At 71.8% G+C, this 14,506-nt stretch carries 13 protein-coding genes; 5 read left to right on the top strand and 8 right to left on the bottom strand.

Annotated features, from left to right (window positions below; genetic code table 11):
• Nucleotides 1-60 precede the first annotated feature (60 nt).
• Nucleotides 61-1,131: a zinc-dependent alcohol dehydrogenase family protein gene (locus tag OG202_RS36480; RefSeq protein ID WP_327727469.1), complete on the bottom strand. Its 1,071-nt coding sequence runs from the start codon at nucleotides 1,129-1,131 to the stop codon at nucleotides 61-63.
• A 373-nt stretch (nucleotides 1,132-1,504) separates the two neighbouring features.
• Here OG202_RS36480 and OG202_RS36475 point away from each other — a divergent pair, with 373 nt between their 5' ends.
• A complete protein-coding gene (locus OG202_RS36475; RefSeq protein WP_326576031.1) occupies nucleotides 1,505-2,170 on the top strand; it encodes a DUF4389 domain-containing protein in 666 nt (221 codons plus the stop codon).
• Nucleotides 2,171-2,425: 255 nt separating this feature from the next.
• On the opposite strand, the gene OG202_RS36470 is transcribed toward OG202_RS36475, so the two are convergent.
• Together OG202_RS36470 and OG202_RS36465 are read right to left on the bottom strand one after the other, a co-directional pair.
• Nucleotides 2,426-5,119, bottom strand: a complete 2,694-nt coding sequence (locus tag OG202_RS36470; RefSeq protein WP_328224180.1) for a bifunctional acetate--CoA ligase family protein/GNAT family N-acetyltransferase — start codon at nucleotides 5,117-5,119, stop codon at nucleotides 2,426-2,428.
• Nucleotides 5,120-5,330: 211 nt separating this feature from the next.
• Entirely contained in the window at nucleotides 5,331-6,206 is an 876-nt protein-coding gene (locus OG202_RS36465) for a universal stress protein (RefSeq protein ID WP_327727471.1), read from the bottom strand.
• A 291-nt stretch (nucleotides 6,207-6,497) separates the two neighbouring features.
• On the opposite strand from OG202_RS36465, the gene OG202_RS36460 reads away from it, so the two are divergent.
• A complete protein-coding gene (locus OG202_RS36460) occupies nucleotides 6,498-6,926 on the top strand; it encodes a cyclic nucleotide-binding domain-containing protein (RefSeq protein WP_328224760.1) in 429 nt (142 codons plus the stop codon).
• Nucleotides 6,927-6,948: 22 nt separating this feature from the next.
• The gene (locus OG202_RS36455) at nucleotides 6,949-7,626 is read left to right on the top strand and encodes a CBS domain-containing protein (RefSeq protein WP_327727472.1); all 678 of its coding nucleotides are present in this window, start codon (nucleotides 6,949-6,951) and stop codon (nucleotides 7,624-7,626) included.
• Between the two features lie 63 nt (nucleotides 7,627-7,689).
• On the opposite strand, the gene OG202_RS36450 is transcribed toward OG202_RS36455, so the two are convergent.
• The 5 genes from OG202_RS36450 to OG202_RS36430 all read right to left on the bottom strand — a co-directional run bounded on the left by OG202_RS36450 (nucleotide 7,690) and on the right by OG202_RS36430 (nucleotide 12,280).
• Entirely contained in the window at nucleotides 7,690-8,619 is a 930-nt protein-coding gene (locus OG202_RS36450; protein ID WP_326576039.1) for a pyridoxamine 5'-phosphate oxidase family protein, read from the bottom strand.
• Between the two features lie 302 nt (nucleotides 8,620-8,921).
• Complete coding sequence (locus tag OG202_RS36445) at nucleotides 8,922-9,230, bottom strand: DUF1876 domain-containing protein (protein ID WP_326576041.1); 309 nt, start codon at nucleotides 9,228-9,230, stop codon at nucleotides 8,922-8,924.
• Entirely contained in the window at nucleotides 9,230-10,642 is a 1,413-nt protein-coding gene (locus tag OG202_RS36440; RefSeq protein ID WP_405895525.1) for a nicotinate phosphoribosyltransferase, read from the bottom strand. The genes OG202_RS36445 and OG202_RS36440 overlap by 1 nt, the downstream gene beginning before the upstream one ends.
• Before the next feature lie 45 nt (nucleotides 10,643-10,687).
• Nucleotides 10,688-11,302, bottom strand: coding sequence for an Rv1733c family protein (locus OG202_RS36435; RefSeq protein WP_328224179.1), 615 nt, complete (start codon nucleotides 11,300-11,302; stop codon nucleotides 10,688-10,690).
• A 159-nt stretch (nucleotides 11,303-11,461) separates the two neighbouring features.
• Nucleotides 11,462-12,280, bottom strand: a complete 819-nt coding sequence (locus OG202_RS36430) for a universal stress protein (RefSeq protein ID WP_326576047.1) — start codon at nucleotides 12,278-12,280, stop codon at nucleotides 11,462-11,464.
• A 511-nt stretch (nucleotides 12,281-12,791) separates the two neighbouring features.
• On the opposite strand from OG202_RS36430, the gene OG202_RS36425 reads away from it, so the two are divergent.
• Nucleotides 12,792-13,640, top strand: coding sequence for an alpha/beta fold hydrolase (locus OG202_RS36425; protein WP_328224178.1), 849 nt, complete (start codon nucleotides 12,792-12,794; stop codon nucleotides 13,638-13,640).
• Entirely contained in the window at nucleotides 13,633-14,490 is an 858-nt protein-coding gene (locus OG202_RS36420) for an SDR family NAD(P)-dependent oxidoreductase (protein WP_328224177.1), read from the top strand. Before OG202_RS36425 ends, OG202_RS36420 begins: the two co-directional genes overlap by 8 nt.
• Nucleotides 14,491-14,506: the final 16 nt, after the last annotated feature.

Below are 14,506 nucleotides of genomic sequence, written 5' to 3'. Positions count from 1 at the left end.
AAGAGCACACGCCCGCGGCCGCAGCCGCCGGCCGCCCTCCTGTCAGGACGCTCGGACCTGTCAGGACGCTCGGACCGTCAGCACATCGTGCTGCGGCTCGCCGAGAACGACCTTGAGCGCACCGGTGTCGCCGGCCCGCGAGAAGACGTCGTACGCCTCCTCCATCCGGTCCAGCGGGAACGTGTGGGTGACCATGGACGCCGCGGACAGCCGGCCGGCGGCCATCATGCGCAGCAGCGTGGGAGTGGAACGGGTGTCGACCAGGCCCGTCGTGATCGTCACGTTCCTGATCCACAGATCTTCGAGGTGCAGTGTCGCGGGCTTGCCGTGTACGCCGATATTGGCCACATGCCCGCCGGGCCGCACCATGCGCGTGCACGTCTCGAAACTCTCCGGCACCCCGACCGCTTCGATGACCACGTCGGCGCCGAGCCCTTCGGTGAGGTCGGCGACCAACTGCTCGGCCTCCTCACCCGCGGCGGCCACGGCATCGGCGCCCAGACGCTTGGCGGCGTCCAGCCGGGACGGGGCGAGATCCACGGCGATGATCTTCTCGGGCGTGTACAGCTGCGCGGTGGCGATCGCGGCGAGGCCGATGGGCCCCGCTCCGACCACCACGACGGTGTCTCCGGGGCGCACGTGCCCGTTCAGCACACCGACCTCGTAGGCGGTGGGGAAGATGTCGGCCAGCAGGACGGCGTCCTTGCTGTCCACCGAACCGGGGAGCGGGTACACGGACAGATCCGCGTACGGCACACGGACGTACTCGGCCTGGGTGCCGTTGATCAGGTGGCCGAGGATCCAGCCTCCGCCGCCCCGGCACTGCCCGTACGCGCTCTCCCGGCAGAAGCGGCAGCGGCCGCACGCCGTGATGCACGAGACCAGGACACGGTCGCCGGGCCGGACACCGCGCACGTCGCCGCCCACCTCGACGATCTCGCCGACGGCTTCGTGCCCGAGCACCGTGCCGGGGCGTACCTCCGGCACATCGCCCTTGAGGATGTGCAGGTCGGTCCCACAGATGGTCACGGCGTCGACGCGGACGATCGCGTCGGTGGCCTCCTGCAGCCCCGGGTCCGCGACCTCCTCCCAGGCGGACTTGCCGGAACCGTGGAATACGAGTGCTTTCATGACGATCCCTTCCTGGGCCTTGCGGGTGCCGGTGGGGGGACCAGCAGCGACCGGGCTCCTGCGCGCGGCCACCCGCTGTCCCTGGGGACGTCGGTGCCGAGGACGGTGGGACGCCCCTGGGTGGCCGCCCTCGAACGGAGTGACCTCATTCCTCCAGCCTGCCCGTGACGGCCGCCGTCCGCATGGGCAGCCCGGTCCCCGTTGCCGGACCGGGCGGGGCGCTCCGGGCCGAGCGTGCCCCGAACCGGCGGCTGTACGGGCCGACAGGTCCCCGGACGGGCCCACCCTGCCCTCGCGGGGTGACGCGGAAGCGGCCAGGCTGGTCATGAGCCCACCCGGCGACTCAGACGCCGGAGCGAAGGAGCTGATCATCATGACGACCCCGGTGGGATTTCCGGACAGCCCGGTCCAGGTGAACGCGCGTATCGACACGCCACTGTCCCGATGGCTGTGGCTCGTGAAGTGGATCCTCGCCATTCCCCACTACGTGGTGCTGTGTTTCCTCTGGATCGCCTTCACCGTGGTGACCGTGATCGCGTTCTTCGCCATCCTGTTCACCGAGCGCTACCCCCGCGCCCTGTTCGACTTCAACCTGGGAGTGATGCGCTGGAGTTGGCGGGTCGCCTACTACTCGTACGACACCCTGGGCACCGACCGGTACCCGCCGTTCAGCCTGGGCGAGGAACCGGATTACCCGGCACGGCTGGACATCGCCTACCCGGAGCGGCTCTCCCGCGGCCTGGTGCTGGTGAAGTGGTGGCTCCTGGCCATCCCGCACTACCTCGTCATCGCCTTCTTCACCGGTGGCTCCCACCTCGGCTGGTCGTCCGGCGGCCTGATCGGGGTGCTGACGCTCATCGCGGCCGTGATCCTGGCCTTCACCGAGAAGTATCCGAAGGACCTGTTCGACCTGATCGTCGGCCTCAACCGCTGGGTCCTGCGGGTCGCCGCGTACGCCACTCTGATGACGGACAAGTACCCGCCGTTCCGCCTGGACCTGGGCGGCTCGGAGACGACCACTCCGGAAGAGCGGGCCTGATCGCCCCGCTGTGGCCGCGTTCCCAGACGATCTTCCGGGCGATGAACCCTTGGCCCCCTCCTCCAGGCAACCGCCGAACGTGACGGACCGGGCGGGCATCGCCTCGACCGTCAGTCCCTCCCTGCGCGCCACACCGTGCCGGGCCGGGCCGTCCGGCCGTGCCGGGCCGGGCCGTCCGGCCGCACGCTCGTGCGCTCCACAGGGCCGTCGAGCGTGACCGCACGTGTTGTGCTTCACCTGCCTTCGCCTTCCTCCTCAGCGCAGTCGGCGCAGGTAGGGGTCCTGTGGCATGCGCGGCAGCAGGCGCACGCGTGCGTCCAGCACGGTGACCTCGCCGGGTGTCGCGAGGACGGGGTTGAAGTCGGCTTCGGCGAGCTGCGGCAGGTCGCTCGCCATGCGGGACAGGCGCAGGAGCAGTTGTTCGAGCCCTTCGAGGTCGACCGGTCCGCCGCCGTGCGTGCCGAACAGCAGCGGGGCGCAGCGCGGGGCCGTGATCAGGTCGTGCACGTCGTGGTCGGTGAGCGGGGCGAGCCGGGCAGCGTGGTCGGCCAAGACCTCGGTCGCGGTGCCGCCGAGCCCGAAGAGGACGAGCGGGCCGAAGACCTGGTCCTGCATCACGCCCGCGAACAGTTCGGTGCCGCGCGCGGCGAGCGGCTGGACCACCACTCCGGTCATGAGTCCGGCGAACCGGGTCTCGAAGTCGCGGAAGGCGGCACGCACCTGGGCATCTCCCTGGAGATCGAGATGAACGGCGCGCTGTTCACTCTTGTGGAGCAGGCCCGGCCAGTGTGCCTTCAGGACCACCCGGCCGTCGGCACCGCGCAGCCGCTCGGCCGCCAGGACTGCGTCGTCCTCGGTCTCGGCCCAGGCCCAGGGCAGTTGCGGGATGCCGTAGCAGGCGAGCAGTTCGGCGCAGGTGCGCGGGTCGAGCCAGCCGCCGTCCGCGTGCGCGGTCAGGTACGCCTCGGCGACCGCGTGCGCGCGGGCCGAATCGACCTGGACCAGTGTCGGGATCGTCCCCGCCGGGCGGCTCAGCCACGCCGAACGGCGGGCCGCGTGCGCCAAAGCCCTTGCCGCTGCCCCGGGTTCGGCGTACGAGGGGATGGTGCCGCCGTCCGCGGCGGGCAACAGCCTGACGGGCAGATCCTGTTCGAGACGTACGGCGGCCACCGGACGTGCCCGGTGACCGGGAGCGTCGGTGAGGGCCCGGATCAGGTCGTCACCGGTCGCCTCGGCCACCGCGGTGGGAACAAGGGCCAGCAGTACGGCATCGATGCCCGGGTACCGCATGATCCGGTCCACGCAGTCCTTGAGCTGCTCCTCCGTGACGGCGGCGGTGGCGTCGACGGGGTTGCCGGCCGCCGCGCCGTCCGGGAGGACGGCGAGCAGGTCGTCGATCAGTGCCGGGGTCGGCGGGGGCAGGGACAGTCCGGCCTCGGCACACGCGTCGGCGGCGAGGACACCGGCTCCGCCCGCGTTGGTGACGATCGCCACGCGCGGTCCCGCGGGCAGCGGCTGGGAGTGCATCAGGGCGGCGGTCTCCAGGAGCTCACCGATCGACCGGGTGGCGGTGATACCGGCCTGCGTGAACAGGGCCCCGCGGGTCATGGTGCGGGTGGCGGCGGCCGCGGTGTGGGAGGCGGCGGCGCGCCGGCCCGCCTCGGTGCGGCCCGCGTCCACGGTGAGCACGGGCAGGCGGCGGGTGACGCGCCGGGCGGTGCGGGAGAAGGCGCGCGGGTTGCCGAACGACTCCAGGTGCAGCAGGGCGAGGTCGGTGGTGCCGTCGCTCTCCCACCACTGGAGCATGTCGTTGCCGCTGACGTCGTACTTGTCGCCGAGGGAGGCGAAGGACGAGACGCCGATGCCCAGCCGGGACAGGCCGTCGAGCAGCGCGATGCCGACCCCGCCGGACTGTACGGCGACACCGGCCGTGCCCGGGCGCGGATGGCCGGCGGCGAAGGTCGCGTCGAGCTTCAGCTCCGGGTCGGTGTTGGAGATGCCGAGGCAGTTGGGGCCCACCAGCCGCATGCCGTGCGAACGGCAGGCGGCCAGCAGGGCCCGGGCCTGGTCCGCGTCCAGCCCGGCGGTGACGACGAGCAGGGCGCGTACGCCCGCCTTCCCGCACTCCTCGGCGACCGCCGGGACCACGGCGGCGGGCACGGCGAGCACCGCGAGGTCGGGGATCCTGGGCAGGGCACCGACCGACGGGTGGGAAGGGACGCCGAGGATCGAGCTCGCGGCGGGGTTCACTGCGTACAGGTGCCGGGTGTAACCACCCGCGTGCAGATGGTGCAGGAGAGCCCGTCCCACCGACCCGGGCCTGCGCCCGGCACCGACCACCGCGATGGCGTCCGGCCGCAGCAGCGGCACCAGGCTGGCCACATCCGCGGCCCGACCACGTGTCTCCACCGTGGACAGGTACGTCTCATCCTCCGCGAGCTCGATGGTGCAGCGCACCTCAGGGCCCTCGAAGTGACGGGCCGTACGCAGTCCCAGATCGGCGAAGAGCCGGAGCACTTGGCGGTTCTCGCTGAGCGCGTCAGCGGTGAACGTGCTGACGCCGTCCGCGCGGGCAGCCGAGACCAGATGTTCCACGAGGAGGGTGCCGACGCCCCGGTGGTGCAGTCCCTCGGCCACGGCGACGGAGATCTCGGCCGATGCCTTGTCCTCGCCGGTCTCGTACTCGGCCAGGCCGATCACCTGGCCGTGCGTCTCGGCCAGGAGCGCCCGGTATCCGGGGCGCGGCGGCGCACAGGCCCGGTCGGCCGCCATCGCGGCGGAGCGCCGGCTCGCGGCGAAGAACCGCATCCGGAGATGCTCCGGGGACATCTCCTCGTACAACCCCTGGAGCTGTGCACGGTCCCTCGGCGTCACGGCCCGGATGCACACGGTGGTGCCGTCCGCGAGCAGGGCGTGAACCATGGGTCGGCTGCGGTCGTCGTCCGTCATCGCGGGCCTCCTCGAAACTCCTCGGCACTTCGAGCATCCAGCGGCCCATGGCCCGGTCCCAGGGGCCGGTCGGGGTGCGCCGTGTGGGCCCAACGGCCCCCCGCCCTCGATTCCCGTGGATCAGTCCTCCCGCGGAAGCAGCGTGCGCGTCTCTCCCGGTGCGACGGTGACGGCCCGGTCGGGCAGGAGGAGCGCGGCCCTCGGCCGGAGTTCAGGCGCGCTGCGGGACGACCGCCACCGGGCAGTCCGCGTGATGCAGCAGCGTGTGGGCGACCCTGCCGAGTTGCAGACCGGGATGGCCGTGCCGCCTGAGCGCACCGACGACCATCAGGTCGGCGTCGGCCGACGCCTCCAGAAGGACCTTGTGGGCGGGGCCCTCCACCGATTGGCGGTGCACGTCGACCCGGGGCTGTTGCCGTACGGCGTCGCGGAGGGCGTCGGTGAGGAAGGTGGAGGCCCGTTCCTCGTTCGCACGGGCGGCGTCGTCCGCGACCAGAGGGTGGTCCACGTGCTCATGAGCGGGACGGCGCCAGGCCCGTACGGCATGCAACGCGCAACCGCGCGCCTCGGCCTCGCGGACGGCGAACCGTACGGCGGCCGAGCCCTCGGCGGGGCCGCCCACGCCGACCACGACGCGGCCGAAGGAGCCCTGCCGGTTCTGTTCCCCGCCGCGGACCACGATGACCGGGCAGACCGCTCTGGCGGCCACCGCGAGACTCACCGACCCCAGCAGCAGCCCGGCGATCTCGCCGCGGCCGCGGGAGCCCGTGACCAGGGCGGAGGATTCCTGGCCCGCGTGCAGCAGCGCGGACACGGCGTCGTCGGGCAGCACCTCGCCCGACACCTTCAGCTCCGGGCTGCGGAGCTGGGCGCGTTCCGCGCAGGACGCGGCGATGTGCTCCGCCATGATCTCTTCGGACGGGCGGTCGGTGGTGAAGGAAGGGCGGCTTCCTTCGTAGCGCTCCCACAAGGAGGCGTAGACAACCCGTAGCGGTAGCCCGTGGCGCGTCGCCTCGTCCGCCGCCCAGTCCACAGCCCGCAGGCTGGACTCCGAACCGTCGACACCCACGACCAAGGGGAGCGTCATGATCCCCACCGCCTCTCTGCCCGGCCGGCCACTGCGAGAGCCTCCTGTGAACACCGTCGCACCGCGCCGGGCCCACCGCGACACGCGGATCGACGTCCGGCGGGCCTCGGCCCGGGTTGCGCCCCGTCGGTTTGCGGCGATCGTGGAGTCATACGGCCACCACCGCGCCGCCATGACCGGGCGCATGGGCCGCGTGCTGAGACGTCGGTGACCGGACAGGAGCCCGATCCGCTTCGAGATCACGAAGAAGGGACGGCCGCTGTGGTGGTGAGAACCGGCGTTTTCGGCGCCATGACCGAGGAACATCGCGAGCTGCTCATGTCGGTCGCTCGGGAGGTGTCGTTCGGGACGGGCGATCGCATCTTCGACGAAGGCGGCCAGGCCGACCGCTTCTGGATCATCCACACGGGCACGGTCGCCCTGGACCTGCATGTGCCCGGCCGACGCGCGGCGATCATCGAGACCCTCGGCGCCGGGAAACTGCTGGGCTGGTCCTGGCTGGTTCCTCCCCATCACTGGCACCTGGGAGCCGAGGCCGCCAGCCCGGTGCGCGCCTACGAGTTCGACGCGGCGACCGTTCGTGCGATGTGCGCGAAGGACCCTGTGCTGGATCACGAGCTGTGCACCTACGTCGTCGGCGTGCTCGCACGCCGGCTCAGGTCCTCCCGGGAACGGCTGCTCGACCTGTACGCGCCCCACGGCGCGGGCGAAATGCCCTGACGAGGCGAGAGGAGGGGCCGCAGTGCCTGAGACCCCGCACATCGTGAGCGATGTGATGACCCAGACGGTCGTGGCCGTCGGACGCGACGCGCCCTTCAAGGAGATCGTGCGGACCATGGAGCAGTGGCGGGTCAGCGCCATGCCGGTCCTGGAAGGTGAAGGGCGCGTCATCGGCGTCGTCTCGGAGGCCGACCTGCTGCCCAAGGAGGAGTTCCGCGAGGGCGATCCGAGCCTCTACGAACAACGCGGGCGCCTGTCCGACATCGCCAAGGCCGGGGCCTTGTCGGCGGCGGAGCTCATGAGCACTCCCGCGGTCACCGTCCACCCCGACGCCACTCTGGCCCAGGCGGCCAGGATCATGGCCGTCCGGCACGTCAAGCGGCTGCCGGTGGTCGACGACCTGGGCATGCTCCAGGGCATGGTCAGCCGTGCCGATCTGCTGAAGGTCTTCCTGCGGCCGGACGAGGACATCGAGGAGGAGGTGCGACGCACCGTGGTGTCCTACCTCTTCCCGGCCTTCAGCCACGCCATCCACGTGAACGTCCACGAGGGCGTCGTCACCCTCCGTGGACACATCCGCGACACCTCGCTCATCTCGGTCGCCGTGCGCCTCGTGCGCGCCATCGAGGGAGTCGTGGACGTCGATCCCCGGCTCACCGGCGAGTCCCCCGCTCCGGGCGGCCCGCAGGACACGGGGTGAGGGTGCGGCGATGCGGGCCCGGACGGCGCTCCTCCCTCACTGCTCGGCCGGCTCCTCCCTCCCTCACTGCTCGGCCGGAGTGATGCGCCGTCCGGTGACGCGCGTGGGCCGGATCGACACCCACATCTCGCGTTCGCCCCCTGCCCAGGGCGTGGTGTGGGCGTGATCGGTCAACTCGCGCACCGCGTCGGGATCGGTGACAGCCCGCGCGGGTCCGACGACGAGCACGCTCCAGCCCTGGCTCATGGCCTCGTCCACATGGTCGACCTCGAAGGCGACCTCCGATCCCACGGCCGCCGCCGGGACCGAGCCCGGCGCGGTCCGGAACGCGATCGCGTCGTCGACGACCTCGTAGTTCACCGGGACCACCGCCGGACCGTCCGATGTCGTGACCGCGACGCGTCCCACGCCGTGCGTGGACAGCAGGGACCGGCATTCGTCGGGGTCGAGGTCCCGCAGTCGGGGATGCAGCAGCGCCTCGCCCTGGCCGGGCGGCAGATCGACGCCACCCCCGCGCAGGGCGGCGAGGCTGGTGCCCAGCGCGTCGGCCAGGTTGATGAGACTGGCCGTGGTCGGGTCGGCCGGCTGTTCCTCGAGATAGGCCAGGTACTCCGGTGCCATTCTGGCGCGGCGGGCCGTCTCCTCCCGACTCAGGCCTCGGCGGGTGCGTTCGGTGGCGACGCGGCGGCCGATGTCACCGGGATTGGGCGGCCGGCCCGGCGGGGTCCCGCCGGGCCCTGCGCGACGCTGCCCGCCCGTCCGGTCCGTGGGGGGCCGGGAAGGCTCGTGAGCGCTCCCGGGCCTGTGCTCGATGTGACGGATGTGCGCGTCGGGCCCGGGGAAGACGAGCGTCACCTCGTCCGTGTCGGACCAGCGCACGTCGTAGGGAGGCGTTCCATCCTCGTGGTGGAGTCCGACAACCTCGCCGTCGCGCCTGGTGACGCCGGTGGCAGGGCTCTCGACCACGAGTTGATCGCCGAGTTGAGCTCGCATGATCGCCGCCGTTTCCTCAGAATGCCTGCTGTTCCCAACGTCCCACGCACGGCGTGCCACCGCACGGGATGAGGGCTCCGCCGATCCCCGTGGCCGCGCGGCCGGTCCGCCACCATCCGCGACGCCCTGCGCGTGCATGGCTCCAGACCCGCTCGGCACCCGGCCAACACCGCCCACCGGCTGTCTCCACCCGGAACGGAGAGGCGACATGCGGCGATCTGGACCACCCCATCGGCGTGGTGTCCGAGGCCGATCTGCTGCGCAGGTCCTCGGCCGGGACCTCCAGTCGGTGATCCACGTCATCATCCTTGTTGCTGCTCCGGCATCGGCCAGCCGGTCTCCGGGGGAGCCCACCCCTCGGTCGCACCGGCGCCCATGCCCTCGATGTCACGCTGCGCGGCACCCACCAGCTGCCGGCCGAGGTCGTGCATGGCCCTGCCCGCCGCCAGTTCGTCACCGATCTCCGGAACCTCCGTGTCCGCGGGGTTACGGTGGGCGGCCCCGTGCCCGGTGAGCTCCGTGGTGCCGGTGTTCAGCACCGCACGTGCCTTGGTCGTTCCCTCATCCTCGAAGAGGTGGAGGCGAACCTTCCATTCCACGGTATGTGCCATCACTTTCCTCCTCGTCCCGGTGCGGACCTCTGTGATCCGGACGCACTCCGCTCGTGGCTTCGCGGGTCCGCGGCCGCGGCCAGGAGCTCGCCCTCGATACGGCGCCGGACCTCGGCGGCGAGAGCGGTCAGCCGTGCGGACGTCGCCGCCCGTGGCGCGACGGGGGCCCGGATCCGGCGGGCCGCAGGAGGGAGCCCGGCCAGGTCCGCGGCGTATCTCTCGTCCCGCTCCGCCGGATCGGGGCGCCCGGCGGTGCGCTTCCCGTTCCGCATCACCGGCTCCAGCAACGGCAGGCCCCCGTCGGGGGGCGGCTCATCGCGGAGCCCGATCACGTCGGCGTATCCGGGGCGGCGGAACACCTGCTTCGCCCCGGGGGCGGTCACTTTGGCCGAGGAGAGCTTCATCACCGGCCGGCCGTCGTACTCGACCATCTTGTACGCGGAGTCGAGGTACGGGGCGTCGGCCGAGACTCCGACGCGGGTGCCGACGGCGTAGACGTCGATGGGGGCTCCGGAGCGGACCAGATCGTCCACGGAGTACTCGTCGAGGCCGCCGCTGGCGACGATCCGTACGTCCGGCAGTCCGGCCGCGTCGAGGAGGGCGCGGGCCCGTGACGCCAGGGCTCCGAGGTCGCCGCTGTCCAGCCGTACGGCCGAGCCGGGCCCACGGGCCGCCTGGTCGAGGTCTCGCAGCACCCGCGCCGCGACCCGGACCCCTGCCTCGGTGTCGTAGGTGTCGACCAGGAGCGTCAACGGCCCGGGGTGCGCGCGGGCGAAGGCGCGGAAGGCCGCCTCCTCCGTCCCGAACGCCTCGATGTAGGAGTGGGCCATCGTGCCGACGGCGGGCAGCCCCTCGGCGGTGGCCGCGGCGACGTTGCTCGTTCCGGCGAAGCCGACCATCCCGCTCAGCCGGGCGGCCTGGTAACCCGCCTGGGGGCCGTGGGTACGCCGCAGGGAGAAGTCCACCACCGGATGTCCTGCCGCTGCCAGAACGCACCGTGCGGCCTTCGAGGCGATCGTCGTCTGGTGGCTGACCTGGTTGAGCAGATAGGTCTCGACCAGCTGCGCCTGCGGAAGCGGAGCAGTCACCTCCAGCAGCGGCTCTCCGGCGAGCACGATCCGCCCCTCCGGGACCGCCCTCACCTGTCCGGTGAACTCCGTTCCGAGCAGCGGGGCCAGGTCGCGTGGCGGCCGGTGCAGTGCCGAGGCGAAGGCGTCGACGTCCTCGGCTCCGACCCGGAAGCCGGACAGGAAGTCCAGTGACGACTCCAGGCCCGCGGCCACCAGGAAACCCCGGCCCGGCGGCAGGTCGCGGACGAACAGGCTGAACGTCGCCGGGCCGCTCATCCCCTCCCGCAGGTACGACATCGCCATCGTGACCTCGTACAGATCAGTGGTCGTCGCCGAGGACATCCGCGTCACCTCCTCCTGGACACCGGCAGGGCGCCACGAGCTCGTTCACCTTCCGAACCGTGCGGACCACTGGGGCTCCACCAAGTCCCACTCGGTGTCCCACCGTGCGTACCGACTGCGGTCCAGCGCCAGACGCATGCTCTTTCGCGCGGCGACGAGGACGACGTACACACCGACCGCCGTCATGCCGCCCATCACCCAGCCGGTGGCCTGCGCGTCGCCCGCGGACATCGGCGGAGCCTTGACGGTTCCTTCCCGGTCGACCCAGATCCGCAGGGTGGAGCGCTCGGCCTCGTCCTGCGACACATAGGCTGTTCCCGTCCGCCGCTCGCCGTCTTCGCCCGTCCAGCTGAGCCGCACCTTCTGCTTCTCGTCCGCGGCGCTGACCCGTGCCGCGTCGGGGTCCGGGGTCAGCCGGGCGGTGACCTGGTGCCGCTCCGCGGTCTGGGCCTGGACGGCACGCATCGCGGACCCGTACGCCGCCAGCCCCGCGCTCACCGAAGCCATCGGCAGTCCGAGGACGAGCACGAGCAGCAGGAATCCGGACCACCAGGCTTCGATCCGGTCGGTCGTATGCCGCAGCGGGTTCGCGCCCCTGGGCAGGTGCTCGTGGTCCGGCCGGCGGGGGTCGGATGCGTGCGGCGAGTCCTGTGCACTCATGCTCTGGCCTCCAGCTGTCGCTGCTGGTGCGTCCCCCCACCACCTCTGCCTCGCCCACCACCTTCCAACGGCGACACCTCCCGGTCACGGGGCCGAAGGTCCCCGGTAACCGACCACTCGGCCCACCCGGCCCGTACGCCGGTCAGACCCGTACGCCGGTCAGATCTGCGGAACGACCGCGACAGGGCACGGGGCGTGATGCAGCACGGCGTGGTTGACCAGGCCCAGCTGCAAGCCGACGTGCCCGTGTCGCCTGCGGGCGCCGACGACGAGCAGATCGGCGTCGGACGCCGCGTCCAGGAGCGCCTGCCGGGCCGGGCCCTCGACCACCTCGCTGCTCACCGGAACGTCCCTGTACCGCCGCGCGGAATCGCCCAGTGCGTCGGCCAGCACCTGCGCAGGCGCGCGGTCGAGGGCGCGGAGGGCGTATCCGGACAGGCCCGGCGGCCCGGGGTTTCCGACCGGGACACTCCAGGCGTGCACCGCCACGAGCCGACAGCGCCGTGCGTGGGCCTCGCGGAACGCGAACCGCACGGCGGTGCCACTGCCCTCCCCGTCCTCGACGCCGACAACAACCCTCCCGAACCGGCCGTTCCGGTGCTCCGCCCCGCCGCGCACCACGATGACCGGGCAGTCGGCATGGGCGGCCACAGCCAGGCTGACCGAACCCAGCAGCAGCCCGGCGAGGTCCCCGAGCCCTCTGGAGCCGAGTACCAGCGCGAAGGCGTTGCGCCCGCTGACCACCAGGGCGGACGCCGCGTCCTCGGACAGGACCTCGCTCGACAGCCGTACCGCGGGGGCACTCTTCCTCGCTCGCTCCGAGGCGACGGCGACCGGGTCGGGCGCCGCCTGCTCCGCCGCGGCCGCGTGCAGGAGATGGAGCGGCAGCTCGTGCCGGAGTGCCTCGTCGGCGGCCCAGTCCACCGCCTCAAGGCTCGCCTCCGACCCGTCGATGCCGACCACCAGGGGAACCTCCACCGCTCACGCCTCCTCCTGCCGGACCTCACGCCCGTGCGTGCGCCGCCGTTTCGCGGGCCACCTGCGCCCGGAGAGATCTGCGGTACTCCTCGACGGAGAGGCGCCGTGCCCGGCGCGCCGACGGACGGGGTCGGCAGTGGTCCGAGCGTCGGCAAACGCTCACCGCCCTTCCAGCTTCTTACGAGATGGAGACAGTCGCCATGGAAGGAGCGCGAACTCGGACTCGACGGACCACCGCCACGGACGCGACCGAGCCCGTCGTCGTCATGCGCCGCATGCCCGACGAGCGCCGCCTCTCCCGACTCGTACGGGAGGGCGCGGACATCGACGACGCGCCGGCCCCGCACTGCGGAGGACATCTCCTGCCTCGACGACGGCCCGCGCGTCCTGGACTGTCCGGGGTGCAGAGCCCTTGTCGCCACCCATTCCGGCGTGCATACATTACAACCGTAAGACGTACGACCGTAATACTACAGAGCCGCGGTCCTCGCGCCGTATCCGGTGAGGTCAGATGAAGACGACAAAGAGCATGAAGTGGATCCACACGCCCACGCGCACGATCGACGTCGGCGGGGTGCCGTTCGCCTACCGCGAACTCGGTCCGACCGGTGGTGTTCCGGTGGTGTTCCTGCACCACCTGATGGCCGTCCTCGACGACTGGGACCCGAGGATCATCGACGGCATCGCCGCCCGCCGCCGGGTGATCGCGTTCGACAACCGCGGGGTCGGCGCGTCGGGAGGATCCGTGCCGCCCGACGTCGCGGACATGGGCCGCGACGCCGTGGCCTTCATCCGTGCGAGGGGACTCGAGAAGGTCGACCTGCTCGGATTCTCGCTCGGCGGCGGAGTCGCACAGATGGTCGCCCTGCAGGCACCCGAGCTCGTGCGCCGGATCATCCTGGCCGGGACCGGTCCCCGCGGAGGCGGCGGCATCAAGGAGATCAACAAGGTCGCGGTCCGTGCGTACGTCAAGTCCGCGCTCACCCTGAAGGACGCCAGGACGTTCCTGTTCTTCCCGCGCGACGCCGAGGGCAGGCGGGCCGCGAAGGACTACCTCGCCCGGCTCAAGGAACGTACTCAGAATCGCGACGAGAAGATCTCCCTGCAGGCTCGACGCGCGCAGCTGAAGGCCATCCGCGCGGCCGGACTGCACGCACCCGACGACCTCTCGGTGATCACCCAGCCGGTCTTCGTCGCCAACGGTGACAACGACCTCATGGTCGCGAGCAGCAACTCGGCCGACATGGCCCGCCGGATCCCGAACGCCCGATTGAAGATCTACCCGAACTCCGGGCACGGCGGCGTGTTCCAGCACCACCGGGAGTTCGTCCCTGAGGCCCTGGAGTTCCTCGATGACTGAGAGATCCGACCGGTCGATCGCCGGGAAGGTCGCCCTCGTGACGGGCGGCGGCCGGGGCCTGGGCGCGGCGACCGCGCGGTCCCTGACCGCCGCGGGTGCCCGGGTCTTCGTGATCGATCTGCACCGCCCGGCCGCGGGCGAGGCGATCGACGAGCGGGTCACCCACCTGGTCGGCGATGTGACCGACCTCGGCGACATGACCCGAGCGGTCGAGACCGTCGTCAGGGACGCCGGCCGCCTGGACATCGTGATCGCGAACGCGGGTGTACTCGGGCGGGGCGTGACCCTCCGGGCGTCATCGGCTTCGGTGGTCGACCGACTCTTCGACGTGAACGTCGGTGGTGCGCTCAACACGGTCCGTGCCGGCCTTCCGGGCCTCATCGAGAACCGTGGTCGGCTCGTACTGATCTCGTCGGTGTTCGCCTTCGTCAACGGGGCCGGCGCCATCCCGTACGCGATGAGCAAGGCAGCGGTCGAGCAGCTTGGCCGTGGACTGCGGGTCGAACTCGCCGCTCATGGTGTCAGCGTCACGACCGCGTACTTCGCGGTGATCAACACGGACATGACCCGGCAGGGCCTCGACGAGGATCCAGTGGCCCAGGCGCTGCTCGGCACCCAACCGAGGTTCCTGCGCAAGCGCATCAGCCCCGAGCAAGCGGCGGCAGCCATCGTCGAGGGCCTGTGTCGCCGGGACGTGCGGGTGTTTCGTCCGCGCAGATGGACGGTGGTCTCGAAGGTCCGCGGCATCATCGCACCCGGGATGGACTCCGGCCTGGCGCGGGATCGCACCGTCCAGAACATCCTCGGACACCTCGACGCGCGTGCGGGCGAGGACTTCCTGACCACCTGATGTCAGGACCGGCACG

Origin of the sequence: Streptomyces sp. NBC_00310 (assembly GCF_036208085.1) — a bacterium.
In the GTDB taxonomy this organism is placed as follows: Bacteria; Actinomycetota; Actinomycetes; order Streptomycetales; family Streptomycetaceae; genus Streptomyces.
Note: the sequence above shows the minus strand (reverse complement) of the source record. Positions and strands in the feature narration are given on the sequence as shown.